At 67.8% G+C, this 16575-nt stretch carries 17 protein-coding genes; 7 read left to right on the top strand and 10 right to left on the bottom strand.

Annotated elements, in window-relative coordinates; all coding sequences use genetic code 11:
* Nucleotides 1-4: 4 nt before the first annotated feature.
* Together ABGB01_RS11490 and ABGB01_RS11485 are read right to left on the bottom strand one after the other, a co-directional pair.
* Nucleotides 5-292 carry a hypothetical protein gene (locus ABGB01_RS11490; RefSeq protein ID WP_347773079.1) on the bottom strand — a complete coding sequence of 96 codons (288 nt, stop codon included), beginning with the start codon at nucleotides 290-292 and terminating at the stop codon, nucleotides 5-7.
* A 113-nt stretch (nucleotides 293-405) separates the two neighbouring features.
* Nucleotides 406-864, bottom strand: a complete 459-nt coding sequence (locus ABGB01_RS11485; RefSeq protein ID WP_347773078.1) for an ATP-binding protein — start codon at nucleotides 862-864, stop codon at nucleotides 406-408.
* A 579-nt stretch (nucleotides 865-1443) separates the two neighbouring features.
* Here ABGB01_RS11485 and ABGB01_RS11480 point away from each other — a divergent pair.
* Nucleotides 1444-2304, top strand: a complete 861-nt coding sequence (locus ABGB01_RS11480) for a helix-turn-helix transcriptional regulator (protein WP_347773076.1) — start codon at nucleotides 1444-1446, stop codon at nucleotides 2302-2304.
* The gene (locus ABGB01_RS11475) at nucleotides 2294-2581 is read left to right on the top strand and encodes a DUF397 domain-containing protein (protein ID WP_347773074.1); all 288 of its coding nucleotides are present in this window, start codon (nucleotides 2294-2296) and stop codon (nucleotides 2579-2581) included. Before ABGB01_RS11480 ends, ABGB01_RS11475 begins: the two co-directional genes overlap by 11 nt.
* 924 nt (nucleotides 2582-3505) lie before the next feature.
* On the opposite strand, the gene ABGB01_RS11470 is transcribed toward ABGB01_RS11475, so the two are convergent.
* Both ABGB01_RS11470 and ABGB01_RS11465 read right to left on the bottom strand, forming a co-directional pair.
* Nucleotides 3506-4411 (bottom strand): DNA-processing protein DprA, encoded by a 906-nt coding sequence (locus tag ABGB01_RS11470; RefSeq protein WP_347773072.1) that lies wholly within the window; start codon nucleotides 4409-4411, stop codon nucleotides 3506-3508.
* Between the two features lie 82 nt (nucleotides 4412-4493).
* Entirely contained in the window at nucleotides 4494-5057 is a 564-nt protein-coding gene (locus ABGB01_RS11465) for a TetR family transcriptional regulator (protein WP_347616726.1), read from the bottom strand.
* A 79-nt stretch (nucleotides 5058-5136) separates the two neighbouring features.
* Here ABGB01_RS11465 and ABGB01_RS11460 point away from each other — a divergent pair, with 79 nt between their 5' ends.
* Nucleotides 5137-6000 carry an SDR family NAD(P)-dependent oxidoreductase gene (locus tag ABGB01_RS11460; protein WP_347773070.1) on the top strand — a complete coding sequence of 288 codons (864 nt, stop codon included), beginning with the start codon at nucleotides 5137-5139 and terminating at the stop codon, nucleotides 5998-6000.
* A gap of 18 nt (nucleotides 6001-6018) precedes the next feature.
* Here the strand turns inward: ABGB01_RS11460 and ABGB01_RS11455 are convergent, their stop codons facing one another.
* From ABGB01_RS11455 to ABGB01_RS11445, 3 genes are all read right to left on the bottom strand, one after another.
* On the bottom strand, nucleotides 6019-8424 hold the full coding sequence (locus ABGB01_RS11455) for a glycoside hydrolase family 2 TIM barrel-domain containing protein (protein ID WP_347773068.1): 2406 nt from the start codon (nucleotides 8422-8424) through the stop codon (nucleotides 6019-6021).
* Between the two features lie 79 nt (nucleotides 8425-8503).
* Nucleotides 8504-8731 (bottom strand): 4-oxalocrotonate tautomerase family protein, encoded by a 228-nt coding sequence (locus tag ABGB01_RS11450; protein ID WP_347773066.1) that lies wholly within the window; start codon nucleotides 8729-8731, stop codon nucleotides 8504-8506.
* Between the two features lie 630 nt (nucleotides 8732-9361).
* Nucleotides 9362-9739 (bottom strand): hypothetical protein, encoded by a 378-nt coding sequence (locus tag ABGB01_RS11445; protein ID WP_347773064.1) that lies wholly within the window; start codon nucleotides 9737-9739, stop codon nucleotides 9362-9364.
* Nucleotides 9740-10146: 407 nt separating this feature from the next.
* Here ABGB01_RS11445 and ABGB01_RS11440 point away from each other — a divergent pair, with 407 nt between their 5' ends.
* Nucleotides 10147-10380 (top strand): hypothetical protein, encoded by a 234-nt coding sequence (locus ABGB01_RS11440; protein ID WP_347773063.1) that lies wholly within the window; start codon nucleotides 10147-10149, stop codon nucleotides 10378-10380.
* A gap of 342 nt (nucleotides 10381-10722) precedes the next feature.
* Here the strand turns inward: ABGB01_RS11440 and ABGB01_RS11435 are convergent, their stop codons facing one another.
* The gene (locus ABGB01_RS11435; RefSeq protein ID WP_347773061.1) at nucleotides 10723-10911 is read right to left on the bottom strand and encodes a hypothetical protein; all 189 of its coding nucleotides are present in this window, start codon (nucleotides 10909-10911) and stop codon (nucleotides 10723-10725) included.
* A gap of 12 nt (nucleotides 10912-10923) precedes the next feature.
* Here ABGB01_RS11435 and ABGB01_RS11430 point away from each other — a divergent pair, with 12 nt between their 5' ends.
* A complete protein-coding gene (locus ABGB01_RS11430) occupies nucleotides 10924-11316 on the top strand; it encodes a hypothetical protein (protein WP_347773059.1) in 393 nt (130 codons plus the stop codon).
* A gap of 231 nt (nucleotides 11317-11547) precedes the next feature.
* Nucleotides 11548-12813, top strand: a complete 1266-nt coding sequence (locus ABGB01_RS11425; protein WP_347773057.1) for a serine hydrolase — start codon at nucleotides 11548-11550, stop codon at nucleotides 12811-12813.
* Nucleotides 12814-12890: 77 nt separating this feature from the next.
* On the opposite strand, the gene ABGB01_RS11420 is transcribed toward ABGB01_RS11425, so the two are convergent.
* The gene (locus tag ABGB01_RS11420; protein WP_347773055.1) at nucleotides 12891-13904 is read right to left on the bottom strand and encodes a hypothetical protein; all 1014 of its coding nucleotides are present in this window, start codon (nucleotides 13902-13904) and stop codon (nucleotides 12891-12893) included.
* Nucleotides 13905-14049: 145 nt separating this feature from the next.
* Between ABGB01_RS11420 and ABGB01_RS11415 the strand changes: the two genes are divergently transcribed.
* On the top strand, nucleotides 14050-14934 hold the full coding sequence (locus ABGB01_RS11415) for a LysR family transcriptional regulator (protein WP_347773053.1): 885 nt from the start codon (nucleotides 14050-14052) through the stop codon (nucleotides 14932-14934).
* Nucleotides 14935-14961: 27 nt separating this feature from the next.
* Here the strand turns inward: ABGB01_RS11415 and guaA are convergent, their stop codons facing one another.
* Nucleotides 14962-16509 carry a glutamine-hydrolyzing GMP synthase gene (gene guaA, locus ABGB01_RS11410; protein WP_347616735.1) on the bottom strand — a complete coding sequence of 516 codons (1548 nt, stop codon included), beginning with the start codon at nucleotides 16507-16509 and terminating at the stop codon, nucleotides 14962-14964.
* Nucleotides 16510-16575 lie beyond the last annotated feature (66 nt).

Below are 16575 nucleotides of genomic sequence, written 5' to 3'. Positions count from 1 at the left end.
TCCGCTACCCGGCCTGACCGTTCATGAGCTTCTCCCACAGCACCTCGGCCTTGCCCACTGTTGTGGGATGGCTCTCCCTGACGGTCTCGCCGGACTCGCGGCGCTGGGTACGCCGCACCCACGCCAGCCCTCCCGCGGCGCAGAACTCGTACATGCACGGCTTGCACTCGCACGTGTGCCGCAGCACCCGCACCCGGACGAAGCGTGCCATCGGCACCTCCCATTCGACGGGTTCGGCGTCAGGCAGCGGAGGACAGACGTGAGGACCGTGGAAGTCGGGCAGCTTGGTCATCGTGCGTTGTCTCCTCGCGTTCCGCAGGCATGGGCTCACAGCCCCATAGCGTGTTCGAGTGATTGACCGGGATGGGCCGATGCCGCCGTACCAGCAGACGCGACCGCGATTCGTCAGCGCATCAAGTCGGGAGAGACCCCTCCAGGCTGGCGCGCCGGAGCGTCGCCGGGCTCCGCTGTAGCCACCTCGGCCCACACCAGATTCCAGCGCAAGGCTGCGGAACGGACTCCCCACCTGATGGAAGTCCGCTGGACCAACCACAGCCCGCGCCCATGAGAGTCGCAGTCCACGGGCTCGCGCGGCCTCGGCACGGTCGGCGCGCCTTGATCGATCACTTCGATCCTGGCCAACACACCACTCACCTCGAAGACCTTCACGACCAACACGCCGCCGGCCCGCCCGGAGCTGGTGTGCAGCACGGCGTTGCCCACCAGCTCGCTCGTGACGAGCCGCACCCCATCCGTTTCGCGATGCCCCGCAGCCGCCAGCGCGTCCACGACCCAGCGGCGAGCAAGCGACACCGAACGCGCAACACCGGGAAAGGTCATTTCGACCAGGATCCGATCGTTCACCAGGCAACCTCCCACACTCGATCGGGCGCGCACTCGTCGTGTGCGTCCACCCATCGATCACGCCCGCGCCCCCACGTGAAGATCCAGCGCTCGCCCTGAAGCGCGGCCCGGACGAGTAGCGGCCCCGACTCCCGCCGGACCGAGACACACGGCTCCGCACGTCGCGGCAACTCAACCGAAACGGCCAGGCCGCGCGCCCTCAGCGCCCAAGCCAGCCGCGCCAGGTGGAAGAACTGCTCCTGCTCGCGACTCGGCCGCACCGAATCCAACCCCCGCCGATCGTCCCGCTTCCGTGTTGTCCGGGTACGTCGCATCGCTTCGAACCGCCTTACAGCCCCAGAAACATCCGATTTTGGTCAACGTGTACTTCGTACAACTGGATCTGAGCGCGCCATGAGCCGAATCGTTGCGACGCCCACGAGCAATTACGCAGCTCATAACGGTTATGAACACCGCCGACAAACACAGAGTGTGCAGTAATCACTACGCTCCGCGCAAGCGATGCACCAGAATGAACTTCGTACAAGTTGTGACCACAAGATCGATCCAGCAGACTTTGTTGTAACTCACGGAGGTGAAATGACTACCCAGCGCAGCCCATCGGCTCGTCAACGCCGCCTGGCCGCCATACTGCGCAGCTTGCGCAAGGAAAAGGGCATGTCACGGGAGACGGTCGCGGAGCGGATGGGATGTTCGCCGCCAACGATCACCCGCATAGAAGCGGCACAGACCGGCGCACGCATCGCCGACGTGACCATGATGCTGGAGATCTACGAGGTGCCGGACCATACGAAGGAGGTGCTCCTCCAATTGGCCCGCGACGCCCGAAAACGTGGCTGGTGGGACAAAATATCCGATTCGATTCCCGAGTACTTCCAGAGCTACGTGGGCCTCGAAGAGGACGCATCATCCATCTCTGGATACGAGAGTGAATACATACCCGGCCTGTTCCAGACCAAGGAGTACGCGAGGGCCATCTTGAACGCGGAGCCGACGCTGCCTCCCGAGGAGGAGTTGAACGACACCCTCTCGATCCGCATGAAGCGCCAAGAGCGACTGTCGTCAGACAATCCTCCCGAAATGTGGATGGTGCTCAACGAGGCTGTGATCCGGCGCCACGTCGCCGGGGGCGTCATGCGTCGTCAGCTACAGCACCTCCTCGATCTCTCGTCCCACAACTTCATCACTGTCCAGATCCTCGCCTTCGACAGCGGGGCCCACCCAGCGATGAACGGCGGATTCCGCATCCTGAAGTTCCCAAAACTATCGGATCCGGACATTGTGTACCTTGAGTATTGGAAGGGCAGCATTCATCTAGAAGACCCTGACGACGTTGCAGACTACAACCGGCTATTCGATCATCTTCGCGCAAGAGCACTCGGCCCTGATCAGAGCCGACGCCTCATCGAGCAGGCAGCAGGAGGATCCAATGAACGGTAGGCAAGAAGAGGACCGGGAGCAAAACATCCGTACCGCATGGCGGAAGTCGAGCTTTTCCAATGGAACCGGCGGAGACTGCGTTGAGGCAGCGCTGGTCGACGGAACCGCTGATGCTGCCCCTAACGAGCTCAGCCTGCAACACAAAGCCAGCCAGGGACCTCTCATCGCGCTACGCGACTCCAAGGATCCCGAGGGGCCCAAGCTCTACTTCACTCGAAGCGAGTTCGCCGCCTTCCGCCGTGGCATCATGGCAGGCGAGTTTGACGACCTGGGGTAGAAGTTGATTCGACAGCCGCCTCGCCAACCTGGTTGGTGAGGCGGCTCCCTGTCGAGGCGGACTACGACTCTGAAGTCTTCGTTCGGGACTGTCACCTTCAAGTGACTACATTTCCGGGCTGCCTGGGGAGCCTCACACGACAGACATCGCCTGTAACGGGACAACACTCCAAGGAGTACTCACGATCCGCGACGATCCGTTGCAGGGATGCTTTCAGCTCCGGACGCCCGAAGTCAGGGCGAATACGGCGGGCGATGACCACGATGGTCACTTCAGAAGCTCCCGCGAGCAGGAGGGCCGAAGCTGCGGACTGAGCATGACCACCTTGTACCCAGGTGTCCTCCAGCACGACGATGTGCTGTCCGGCCGCGGCCGCCGGATCAGGCACGGTGAAATGCTCGGGCCGTAACTGACGCCGTTCCGCCTCAGGCACATCGCGTGCAGCATGGAGATCTATCTTCTCCCAGTGCCCTGGAAGCACTGCCCCCAGAGTAGCGAGGGGATGGGTTCCTACACGCCCTCGAAGCGAGGGCACGACCGCCATTCCGGTGACGGGCTTTGGAGCGAGCGCACTCAGGCAATGCGCGTGCGCCTCGGCAAACCCTATGAGAAGAAGGAGAAGACGCTGGTAAGAGGGATTTCGGAGCCGATAACGATCAGGCATTGGCTCTTTGTAGCGGTACATGTCCCGGTCTGCTTGCGTGCCCACGGCGGCGTAGGTCAACGGCACGACCCGCTGTGCAACCGGCACACCGCCAGGCCTCGTATCGAGGGTGCAGCGGTAACACCTCGTGTACTGCGGAGAGACGGGCCCAGTACAGGTGTCGCATGTGACGCTCTGCAACCGGAGCGGGTTCGTCATGATCGCGCCAAGACGTTCACGAATCATGTCCCGGAGCTGCGGGAGTGTCTCCGCCAAGTGTGTCAGCCAATCCTTGAAAGGAGGTCCTCAAGCTGCTTGGGCCGGCGGAGCAGGTCGTCGACGATGACCACGGCCTCATCGACATCGCCAGCCACGTGGACGTCGGGCTTGCTCGCCGTAGCCTTTCCCCATTCGGTGCGATCGACCACCGACCGCATCAAAATCACAGGACGACCGTGTTCAACCGCCTTGCGTGCCTGAATGCGTGTGCCGCTTCTTTCGCCGGCCTCAACGATGATCGTCGCCAGACTGTAGCCGGACATCGTGCCGTTGCGGAGCGGGAACGTCGACTTGTCCGGCGCTCTGTCCGGCCAGAACTGGGAGAACACGGCGCCTTGGTCGGCGACCTCTCGATGGAGGTCTCGGTTCTCCGGCGGGAAATGGCGGTGAATCCCCGTGCCGATGATGGCCACCGTCCGGCCCCCTGCCCCGAGTGCGGCCCGGTGCGCGGCCGTGTCGACACCTGCTGCGAGGCCCGAGACCACTGCGAGGTCTCGCTCCACGAGCCGCATGGCCAGCTCCGCCGCCACCGACCTGCCCTGCGATGAAACAGACCGGGAGCCGACCACAGCGACTCCGTCGTCCACTTCGAGGAGCGTCCCACGGGCGAACAGCAGCGCAGGCCGATCGAACACATCTCGCAGCCGGTGCGGGTAGCGGTCGTCTCCCAATGTCATGACGTGGATGCCGCTCTGCTCCCACGCGGCGATCTCCTCGTTCGCCTGGGCCATCGCCTCTTCCAGCGGGTCGGAGAACAGATCGATGGGGGCAAGCCTCTCACGCAACAGCGCCTCCGCCGAGGCGCCTTCGGTGAGGTGCTGAACGAGCTCGCGTTCACCCTTCTCCGTGGAGATACGGCGAAGCAGCGCCACTGTCGCGGCGCGTTCCCTCTCGTCCCGATGGCTCACACCCACAGAGTAGTGTCCTGGCCCGCCCCACGTCATCCCCACCATCGAACACATGATCCAATATTGACGAACGGTCCACGATTCAGGTGAGGAACGCCGGGCGGAGCATGGTGAAGGCGCGGTCGACCAGGGTGAGGCGGTCGACGGCGCCGCCGGTGCGCAGCCATTCGCGGGCCACCGCGTCCAGGGCCGCGCCCGCCGCTGCCGCCGCCAGGTCGGCCTCCAGCGGCGGCATCCCGCGGTCGGCCAGTGCCTGGATGATCCGGGTGCGAGCCTCGTCGCGTTTCTGCAGGAGCCTGGTGCGCAGCGCGGGCGTGGACTCGATGAGCCGCATCGCGTCGGCCTGCGCGCTGATGCGCGACTCCCAGCCGCGCAGCACCGCGTGCAGGCACTGCCACGGCTCCTCCTGCGGCGGCCGGGCGGCGATCTCCTGCGCGACCTGCTCCCCCATCGTCTCGATCTCGCCGAAGACGACGTCCTCCTTGGTCGGGAAATAGCGGAAGAAGCTGCGTTTCGACATCCCGGCCGCCCTGGCGATGTCATCGACGGTCGTCTCGTCGAAGCCGCGCTCGGCGAACAACTCCAGCGCCCGCCCGGCCAGCTCGGCGCGGACGGCGCGCCTGGTGCGATCCCGCAGACCTTCCATGCGCGCATTCTACACCGATTGCCATCTGTGGCACTCGGTGTCATATTTGGTCCATCGATCTCGAAGGTGGTGGATCTTCATGCACGGCAAGACCGTCCTGGTCACCGGCGGCACCGGTGGCATCGGCAAGGAGACCGCGCGCGGGCTGGTCGCGCGCGGCGCCCGGGTGATCCTGGTCGGCCGCGACCCCGTACGCGCGTGGCGGGCGGCGGACGAGCTCGGCGCGGGCGGTGGCCTGGTGGAGGCCCTGGCCGCGGACGTGACCAGGCAGCGCGACCTCGCCAGGCTCGCCGCTCAGGTGGCCGAACGTTGCGACCGGCTGGACGTACTGATCAACAACGTCGGTACGAACCCGCCGCGCCGCACCCTCACAGAAGACGGCGTGGAGGCCACCTTCGCCGCCCACGTGCTCACCCCGTTCACGCTCACCCGTCTCCTCCTGCCCCTGCTCGGCGGCCGGGTCGTCAACCTCACCGGAGGCATCCCCGGCGGCCCGATCGAGCTGGACAACCTGCAGGCGGAGCGGCGTTACCTGGGGTGGACGTTCAGCCAGTACAACCACACCAAGACGATGCTCATGGCGATGAGCCTGCGCTTCGCCGAGCAGGAGCAGGTGGCCGGCAGCGGCGTCACGGTCAACGTCGCCTACCCTGGCCACGGCCACACGCCGATGAACCAGTCGATGACGGCGGCCGGCTTCCCCTACGTGTACCGCCCGATCGTCCCGCTGCTGCGGGCCGTGACACCGCGGGTCTTCGGCGACCTGAGCAAGCCGTCCCGCTCCAGCGTCCACCTCGCCTCCAGCGGCGACGTGGAAGGGGTGACCGGGAGGTACTTCACCAGCAAGTGCCGCCGCGCTCCCTGGCCGGCCAGCGCGCTCGACCGGCGCAACCAGGACACGATCTGGGCTCTGTGCGAGGACCTGACCAGGGAGACGGTCTGACGTCCCGCCGCAAAAACGCTAGCCCGGCCTCGCCGGAAGGTGCGGGGTCATCAGCTGCGGGCCGACGTTCCAGCCGTCGAGCAGCACCCGGCGCTCCTCCGACGGTACGCCGTCCCACTCGCAGCGCAGCACCCGTTCCTCGCCGGGCAGCAGGTCGATGGCGTTGTCGTCCCAGCGCATCCAGCCCTGCGTGGTGGCCGGCCGCGCGTCGAGCAGGCGCAGGAACGGCGCCGCCGGCCCGTCCTCGTGCCGCACGCGCAACGTCCACGTCGTGCCGGCGGTCTCCAGGTGCGTGGAGATCCTGGCCTCGCGGAGGGTGAGCAGCGGGGCGAAGTCGGGGCCGGAGGTCAGCAGGTAGCGGTTGCCGGTGGACAGGTCCAGGAGGAGGAGCTCCCCATCACCGGCGCACCGGATCTCGCCGAGCGGCCGCGGCGGGCCGCCTTCGGTCGTCCAGTGCTCCTTCGCGAGCTCGCTCCCGTCCAGGCGGAGGAAGCGGGCCGTGACCTCCGCGGGGCCGTCCGACCAGGCCCAGACCGTGGCGGTGACCTCGCCGTCCACGCGCTGAGCCGGGAGCGCCGCGCAGACGTGGGCGTCGCGGTACGCCCGGCGTACGTAGTGGTAGACGGCCTTGGGCTCGCCGAAATAGTCGACGGCGGCCGTGCACCACCCGTTGGGGAAGGACTCGTTGAGCTGCCACGGCAGCACGCCACAACTCTCGGGCCGGCGCAGGTTGGCCTCCACCGCGTACCGCAGCCCGTCGGCCTGGAGGAACTGGCTGGCCCTCGACATGGTCGCGAGGTCGCCGATCGCGCCGCCGAACGCCTCCTGGACCAGCGGCTCGTTGTTCCACCACCGACCGAGGTGGTCCCAGACGGGGTGGCGGGTCGTCGGAAGGCGGCGCGCCTGCTCGGGCACGACCGACTCGATCGCCCGTACGTTGCTCATCCCCTCGACCCCGAACTCGCTGAGCAGCAACGACCGGCCCCGGTCGTAGAAGCCGTAGTGGTCGGACAGACCCTGGTGCTCCCACGGGCCGTGCGCGTCGTGCGGGCTCGGGCCTTCGAAGGTGTTGCCGAACACCGGCCCTGACGGGGAGGTCGGCAACCAGTGCCGGTCGGGATCGAGCCGCGCCACGACGTCATGCAGCGCCTGGAGCACCGGGGATTCCGCGTCGGTCAGCGGGACGCCGTCGGCTCGCTGCAACTCGTTACCGCCGCACCAGACGGCCAGGCTGGGGTGGTTGCGGCGGGCGGGCACGATGCGCTCGGCCTCCCACGCCATCCGCGCGACGAACGCCTCGTCCTCGCTGGGCACGCTGCGCATGCCGGAGCTGGACTGGGCGAACTCCTGCCAGACCAGAATGCCGTACTCGTCGCACAGGTCATAGAACATGGTGCTCTCGATGAGCCCGCCGCCCCACACCCGCAACATCGTCACCCCGGCGTCGCGGGCCAGCGTGAGGAGGTGCCGCACCCTGGCCTCCTCGACCGCGCCGTAGAGAGCGTCGGCGGGCACCCAGTTCCAGCCCTTGATCGTGACCGGCTCCCCGTCGACGGTCAGCCGGTACGGGAGCGCGCCCGTCTGGCCGGCCCGGAACCGCACGTCGCGGAAACCGACGCGAACCCGGCGCTCGTCGCCCTTCACCGCGGTGGTCAACTCGTAGAGGTGGGCCTCGCCGTGGCCGTTGAGGCGCCACCGGCGGGGCCGCCCGACCTCGAGGACCGCGTGCTCGCCGGTGGCCGTCGCGACCACCCGGCCGTCGGCGTCCCTGAGCGTGTGCTCGACGTCCGCCTGCGGGCCGTCCACCTCGGTTCTCACGACGACTTCCGTGCCCGCGGGCCGGGCCCAGACGTCGGCCAGCCTCGTGGGCCCGGTGACGCGCAGCCGTACGGGCCCCCACAGTCCTTGGTGCACGATTCGCGGGCAGAAGTCCCACCCGTACCCCATCCGCCCCTTGTGCACGCTGACCTTGGCCGTGCAGCCGACCTGCGGCTCGCTGACGGGCGCCGGGTCCACGACCACCGCCAAGCTGTGCTCGCCCGTGATGAGCCCGGTCACTTCGACGACCAGCGGGACGTACGTGCCCTCGTGCGTGGCGATGCGCTCGCCGTCGAGGTAGACGGAGGCGGAGTGGTCGATGCCGTCGAACTCCAGGAACGCCCGCTCCCCGGGTGCCATGTCCGGCGCGCTCAGCCGGGTCCGGTAGACCCAGGTCCGCTGCGACACCCACTCGGAGAGCAGGCTCTGCCTGCCGACGTACGGGCTCGGCACCTGGCCGGCGGCCAGCAGATCCGCCAGCACGCTGCCCGGCACCCTCGCGGGAATCCACCCGCCCGCGCCGCGGCCGTCCCTGGCGTGGAGCTGGGCCCGGTGCAACTGCCAGTCGTCCCCGAGGAAACCCCGAAGCTCCCATCCCTGATCCATGAGCGCCTTCCGTCCGCTTGTGTGGGATCGTTCCCACACAAGCCTAACGGCGACGGCCAGGCTGCGTCGGCGGATCCCGTCACCCGGGTGGCGCGCCGGCGGCCATGGCCTTCACGTCCGCGGTCGTCACCGGCCTCCCGCCGATTCCCCAGTCGCCGCTCCTGACCTCCTCAAGGATGACCAAGGTCAGAGAGCGCATGTTCTCGCCCTCGATCTCGACCATCGCGTCGGTCAGCTTCTGTACGATCTGGGCCTTCTGCGCCTCGGTGAACACCCCTTCGATGACCTTCACATTGATGAGCGGCATGAGCTCCTCCATTCGACGTGGTACGCGGACCGCATCCAGACGCCCGAGACCTGAGCTTCCGGCAGACCCATGGCGTGCGCTGCTCGGCCCGGTCATCGAGGAGCGGGCCTATCGTGGCTCCCCCGAGCAGGCCCCCACCCGCTCGCCGATCGCTCCCCGCCGGACCTTGTTCCTCAAGGCCAACATGCTCACGAACGCCTCCGGCAAACGCGGCCGTCCATGGGATTCACCGGCCTCGGGCTGCAGGTCAGGCCAGCCGTACCACGTCCAGAGGCGGGCCGTCCGAACAGAGCGACCCGGTGCCTCATCGTCACCGGCCGTGGCACTGCCTCGCGGACGGCAGCGAACCAAACCCCAGGGCCGCCTGACCTCGTACTCCTTGATCTTCGACGCCGGCCCGGGCCACCACTGCGGCTACCTGCGCGAGGGCGGCTGGTTCGCCAGGACGCCGTACCGCGAGGCGCTGGTAGCGCGCGGGCAGCGGTGGGTGGCCGGGATTCCGGACCACCGGCTGTGGCCGGCCATGAAGAAGATCGACCTCATCGATCGTCAAAGCCGCCGGAAGTACACCATTTCCTTCCCGGCCCGCGCCGGTGACGTCCCCCGAGTGGTCGCCGGACGGCGGTCCCGTCATCCGGTGAAGCGGATCGTGGCGCCCTTGCTGGTGATGGCCAGCACGCGGAAGGAAAGGGTGTTCTTGCCGTTGCTCTGCATGTTGCCCCGAGCCCCCTCACCCAGGGAAGTCGTCAAGCCGGGCGCCCGCACCACGACCATGTCCTGGTTGAAGATGCCGCCGACGAACTCCTTGGAGACGTACACCCTGGAGAAGCCGTAACGCTTCGCGGAGATGCGGAAGCTCACCTTCTTCGAGAACGTGAACTTGCATTTCCCGTCGTAGCAGCCGCGGTAGCTGGGCTTGGCCGTGGCGGCGGCGGGGGTGGCGGTCATGGCGGGCGTCACGGCCATGGCGCACGCAAGGGTCAGGGCACTGATGGCCTTCCTGTGCATGGTCTTACCTTTCGTCCGTGCAACGGGAGCGGGATCTTTCTATCGCGTCTCCGGTGGGAGGGGTCCCGACGCCGTGGTACGACACTGGTGGCTGATGTCGTCGCGCGAACAAGGGAGCGGAGATGCCAGGCGTACCGACCGGGCGGATGGCGCTGGTGAGCGCGGTGACCGCAGCCGGACTGCTCACCGGCTGCGGCTCCCCGGCTGAGGAGACGGCCTCGCCGGCGACGTCTCCTTCTGAGGCGGGTCCCCCGTCGTCGGCCCCCTCCCCATCAGCGACGCCCTCGCCGTCAGCGACCCCCTCTCCGTCAGCGACCCCCTCTCCGACGTCGTCGGCGAGGGGGTCGGCGCTCCCGAAGGCCAGGAACGGTACGAGACTCCGGGCGTGCCGGGACGCGAAGTGCGAGGTGCTCATCTCGGACGGGCGGACCATCAGGCTGGACGACAAGTGGGGCTTGATGCCCATCAACGTCACCGTCGAGGACGACTCGGTCACCTTCCACGCCTCCACCGCGTCCGGCATGCAGGTCACCATGTCCGAGCAGACGCCGGACCAAGGAGGCCCCAGCACCATCAACGACGTCAGCTTCGAGGTGCTGGCGGTCAAGGGAAAGAAGGCCGTCATCAAGATCACGCACTAGGGGAGCAGTCACCAGGCGTCGCTGACGTACAGCAGGCTGTACGTGACCCACCGCGACGACCGTTGCATCGAGAAGTGATCAGACCGTCCCGTTGCCGGCCTGTGTTCGCCCCCAAAAGACACGCAGCAGATCAAGCGCGCTGAAAAGGTCGGGGCTGGCGTACGTGAGGTCCTCGGCGAGCCTGGGGTACTCGGTCTCCCATACGGGTGGCGGATCGGGAATGTGCGCAGGCACCGAGTGGGTGTCTCGAGCGGCGAACACGTGGTGCACCACATCGAGCAACTCACGGTCGGAGGACAGACCATAAAGCTCGGCGGAGATCCACCGATGTCGTATAGCGGCTCATGTGAACTCCTGGATGGCCCGCTCCACGGCGAGCTCAGCCCGGGCGCCTGCTCGTTGTGCGGCTCGCAGAAGTTGCCCCTTGGTCGCGGCACCACGAGCGAGCAGCTCAGCCACGGCGGAGTCGATCAGGTCCTGGCCCACCCGGTCCGCCGCGGACTCCACGATGGCGCGTACGGGCTTTGTCACCCGAAAGCCCTCATGCTCCTCGACTTCATCACCGCGCAGATCGGCGCGGTGGAGGACGACCGACGCATGCCGCCGGCGAAAGCCCGCCGGAACCGTCAGATGAACCCGCGCAGGGTTGGCGATGCCCAGATCGTGAACAGCCAACGCGGTGGTATGGGACACGACCGCACGCCCCTGGCCCCACAGTGCCCAGCGGACGAGGTGATCATGTTCGCCTTGTGGGAGGTCGGCGAACTCGTGGAAGCGGTAGAGGCCGCGATCGACGCGCGTCCAGTTGCCGCTGCGGGCCTGAAAGTGCTGGGACTGGTAGCTGTAACCGTCTTCGAGAGCCTGCGCCGCCGTGAAATAGCCACGCTGGAGTGCGGCTCGACGCCACAGTCGCGCCCGAGGCGAGTCTCCAGCTGACCCCACAGTGCTGTCTCCTACAACAAAATTTTAGTTCTGCGCGCCAGCATACGCCAAACTGAAAGCCACTTGTAGGAAGTCGTCCACTCGATGCGGCTCACTCGTTGGTGACCGGTACAGCTGGCTGTACCCGGCAAAGACCAGCGGGCGGGATCGTAGGTGAGAGGGCCGGGACGACATGCTGGTTGATGTCCGGAGCGGACACCACCCCCGAATGCAGGAGCGTTACCCATGTCGCGTCTCTCTTCCCCTTCCTCGACCGCCCGGCGCATGCGCGTCCTGGCCGTCACGGCGCTGTCCGCGCTGACGGCGATGAGCGTGGCCGCCGCCCCCGCCGCCGCGGTGATCGGTCCGGAAGTGGGAGCGAACGTCCCGCAGCACAACCCCGCGGACGAGTTGCAGGCCGAGCTGGACGAGATGCGCCAAGAGGTGAAGGAAGCCAAGCGCAACCGCAGCAACGACGCCCTGCAGAAGCAGCTGAACGGCCTGGTCAAGAAGCACAAGTTCCCGGCGGCGCTGGCCGCCGTCCGTGACAGCGAGGGCAGGACCCGCTACTACACCGCCGGGGTCGGCGACCTCAAGACCAAGGCGAAGGTGCCGGTCGACGGGTACGTGCGCATCGCCAGCAACACCAAGACCTTCACCGCCGTGACCGTGCTGCAGCTCGTGGGCGAGGGCAAGATCAAGCTGGACGAGCCGATCGAGACGTACCTGCCGAAGCTGATCCGCGGAAAGGCCGGCGACGGCCGCAAGATCACCGTACGGCAGTTGCTGCAGCACACCAGCGGCCTGCCCAACTACACCCGCTGGATCCCCAACATCTTCGACGCCCGCGACAGGTACAGCACCCCTCAGGACCTGCTGAAGATCGCCTTCAAGCACAAGGCGTCGTTCGCGCCCGGCAAGAACTGGGAGTACAGCAACACCGGCTACACCGTGCTCGGCCTGCTCATCGAGAAGGTCACGGGCAAGCCGGTGAGCACGGCGATCACCGACCGGATCATCAAGCGGGCGAGCCTGCGCCACACGTACTGGCCGGGCAAGAAGGTCAAGACGATCCGTGGCCCCCACGCGAAGGGGTACGGCTCCAGGAAGCCCGGCGGCAAGCTGCTCGACATCACGAACCTCGACCCGTCGTGGGGCGGCGCGGCCGGTCAGCTCATCGCCACCCCCAGCGACCTGAACCGCTTCTGGGTCGCCCTGATGGACGGCACGCTGCTCAAGCCGGCGCAGCTCAAGGCCATGAAGAAGACCGTGAAGACGTCCGGCATGCCGGCCGGCTGGAGCTACGGGCTCGGCCTGATGAAGATCACGCTGAGCTGCGGCGGCGTGGCGTGGGGCCACGGCGGTGACATCGACGGCTACGAGACCCGCGGCGGCATCACCGACGACGGCAGGGCCGCCGCCATCGCGGTCACGGCGCTGCCTTCCTCCGACGCGGGCGCGATGAGCGTCATCAAGGCCACCGACACGGCCCTGTGCGCCAAGAAGCGGTGACCACATCCGGTCCGGCCGGGCCCCGGGAGCACACGCCCCGGGGCCCGGTCACGTTCATGAGGCTCGGCGGCGCCCACTCAGGACCCCATGTGAGACTCGAACCACTGCAGCATCGGTTGCGGGCGCCTCTGGAACTCCAGGTAGCCGTCGAAGCGGCGGTCGGTACCGCGGATCCACTGGAGCTTCTTGTCGGCGACCGGAATGTTGTCGAACATCGTCTGTACGTCGCTCGGATCGGTCAGCGTGTCGTCATGCACCTGGTAGAGGAGGGTCGGGACCCGGACCCCCTTGGCCCACTGCTGTGGCTGCCGCTGCGCGAAGGGAATGCCGGTGCGCAGCACCACCAGCCTTTCCAACTCGTCGATGCGGTCGGCGGGCACGCCCGCCATGACCAGCCGCCGGGCCATGATGACCTCCATGGTGACCGGTTGCGGCCCCACCAGGCAGCGCACGCCGTCGAACGCCCGCGGGTCGCTGCTCATCGCGTGAAACGTGGAGCTGCAGCCCAGGCAGCGGCTGAACAGGCCGATCCGCATGTTCCGCGTGTCCCGCCGCTGGCGTGCGTACCGCAGCGAGCCCAGGACGTCACGCGACTCGAAGATCCCGCTGGAGGCGATGCCGCCGTTGGCGGCTCCGCTGAGGCCGTAGTTGCGCAGGTCGTAGGCGAGCACGTTGTACCCGGCGTCGTGAAGGATCTTGTAGTCGGGTACGAGGTCCACCTCCATGTCGTTGCCGCTGGAACTCCAGATCGACTTCCACGGTTCCAGATGGCCGGGCAGCCCGGCCCGGCTGAATCCCATCGGGTGATTGGCGATGATCAGCTTGTCGGATCCCCGGGCAGGGATGAACCAGCCCTCGATGGGCACGCCGTCAACCGCCTGGAAGGTGACGTCCTCGTAGTCGAGGCCCTGCTCCTCCGGAGAATGCATGATCGGCGAACGGAGCTGCTCGCCGAACGCGTCGGCCATCTGCTGCAGGATCTGGTCCTCGTCGGGAGCCGTCGACGCGGACCTCGACGTACCCGTCAGAAGCGGGACGGCTGACAGTCCGGCCACCGTTCCCAGCACAGCGCGGCGAGTTGCTTCAGGCATGTGGCTCTCCATCTTCTTGTACGGCAGGGCCCCGTTCGTGGTGATCCCATCGTCGGAAGGCCGGCGCGCGGAGTCCAAAGCTTGTGTGGCATCGTCATACGCCTGAGGCATCACCCGACGTCAACCAGGGGGCTATGCTGCAGGCATGGCCGAGTCGGCGCCGGATCTGGATCTGCGATCAGTGCGCTATTTCACGGTCGTCGCTGAGCACCGGCACTTCGGCAGGGCCGCCGAAGCCCTGCACCTCACCCAGCCCTCGCTGAGCCGTCAGATCCGCGGCCTGGAGCGGCGGCTCGGCGTTCCCCTGCTCGACCGCACCCCGCACGGCACCCGGTTGACCGAAGCGGGCGAGGTGTTCCTGCCCCGTGCCAGGGCGTTGCTGCGATCATCGGCCCAGGCGGTGGCCGCCACCCGCGCCACGGCCCGCCCCAGCAGGATCGCGGTCGGGCACACCCTGCACGTGCCGGTCATGCCCGCGGTGCGCGACCTCCGTCATCGGCATCCCGACGCCGAGGTGCGCGTGGTGCAGCTGGCCTGGAACGAACCGCGTGCCGCGCTGCTCGATCGCCGGGTGGACGTGGTGGTGTCCCGGCTGCCGCTCCGCGACGACGGGCTCGACGTGACGGTTCTCTACGACGAGCCGCGGGTCCTTCTCGTCTCCCGCGATCATCACCTGGCCGGCAAGGAGCAGGTGACCCTCGACGACATCGGTGACGAGGCCCTGCCGCGCCTGCCCGACAGGACCTGGAACGCCTACTGGCGGATCGATCCGCGACCGGACGGCAGTCTCGCGCCAGACGGCCCGCTGGTCGAGGCGCCTGAGGAGAAGTTCGAGATCGTCGCGGCCGGTCAGGCCGTGGTCATCGTCTCGGCCGGCCTGCGCGCGGAGACCCTCCATCCCGGCCTCACCAGCATCCCCTTGGAGGGAGTGAAGCCGGGCCAGGTCGTACTCGCCACCCGGGCAGGCGATGACAACCCCCTGCTCGCGCCCTTCATCGAAGCCGCACTGAATCTCCTCACAGGCGGTTAGCCGCCGCGAGAGTGGTGTGCGGAGAGGTCACTCCCACTCGATGGTGCCGGGGGGCTTGCTGGTCACGTCGAGCACCACGCGGTTGACCTCGCGGACCTCGTTGGTGATCCGGGTCGAGATGCGGGACAGCACGTCGTAGGGCACCTTCGCCCAGTCGGCCGTCATCGCGTCCTCCGACGTCACCGGGCGCAGCACCACCGGATGGCCGTAGGTGCGCCCGTCGCCCTGCACCCCCACCGAGCGCACGTCGGCCAGCAGCACCACGGGGCACTGCCAGATCTGCCGGTCGAGGCCCGCCCTGGACAGCTCTTCGCGGGCGATCGCGTCGGCCTCGCGCAGCAGCTCAAGGCGCTCGCGCGTCACCTCTCCGACGATGCGGATGCCCAGGCCGGGGCCGGGGAACGGCTGGCGCCAGACCATGGCGGCGGGCAGCCCGAGCTCCTCGCCGGCCCGGCGGACCTCGTCCTTGAACAGCGCCCGCAGCGGCTCCACCAGTGTGAACCGCAGGTCGTCCGGCAGGCCGCCGACGTTGTGGTGGGACTTGATGTTGGCGGTGCCGGTGCCGCCGCCCGACTCGACCACGTCGGGGTAGAGCGTGCCCTGGACGAGGAACTCCACGGGCTTGTCGGCCATGATGGCGCGCTGTTCGTCCTCGAAGACGCGGATGAACTCGCGGCCGATGATCTTCCGCTTCTCCTCGGGGTCGGTGACGCCTTCCAGCGCCTTGATGAAGCGGTCGGCGGCGTCGACGACGCGCAGCTTGACGCCGGTGACGGCCACGAAGTCGCGCTCGACCTGCTCGGCCTCGCCCTTGCGCAGCAGGCCGTGGTCGACGAAGACGCAGGTCAGCCGGTCACCGATGGCGCGCTGCACGATGGCGGCGGCCACCGCGGAGTCGACGCCGCCCGACAGCGCGCAGATCGCGTGACCGTCGCCGACCTGGCGGCGCACGGCCTCGACGGAGTCTTCGACGATGTTGAGCATGGTCCAGGACGGGCGGCAGCCGGCCGCCTCGAGGAAGTGCCTGAGCACCGCCTGCCCGTGCTCGGAGTGGAGCACCTCCGGGTGGAACTGCACGCCGTAGAGACCCTTCTCGGGGTGCTCGAAGGCGGCGACCGGAGTCTGGCTCGTCGAGGCGGTCACCGTGAACCCCTCGGGGGCGCTGGCCACGCTGTCGCCGTGGGACATCCAGACCTTCTGGGCGCTCGGCAGGCCGGCGAAGATGACGCCCTCGTGGAGCACCTCGAGCGCGGTGCCGCCGTATTCGGCGACGCCCGTGCGGGCCACCTCACCGCCCAGCGCCCGCGCCATGGCCTGGAAGCCGTAGCAGATGCCGAACGTGGGCACGCCCGTCGCGAACAGCCCGTGCGGCACGGGCGGCGCGCCGTCGGCGTAGACCGAGGAGGGGCCACCGGACAGGATGATCGCCTTCGGGTTCTTCGCCATCATCTCCTCGACGGGCATCGACGAGGGGACGATCTCGGAGTAGACGTGGCACTCACGCACCCGCCTGGCGATGAGCTGCGCATATTGCGCGCCGAAGTCGACCACCAGAACCGTGTCGAATTCAGACACTGAAGACCCTCCAGAAGGCGGAACGCGGTGAGTACAGTCTATCGGCCTTGTGCATTACGCCTGGCC

The sequence above is a fragment of the Nonomuraea sp. B5E05 genome (genome assembly GCF_039880665.1).
Classification (GTDB): domain Bacteria; phylum Actinomycetota; class Actinomycetes; order Streptosporangiales; family Streptosporangiaceae; genus Nonomuraea.
The sequence above is the reverse complement of the archived record's forward strand: the minus strand, read 5'-3'. Positions and strand labels throughout refer to the sequence as shown.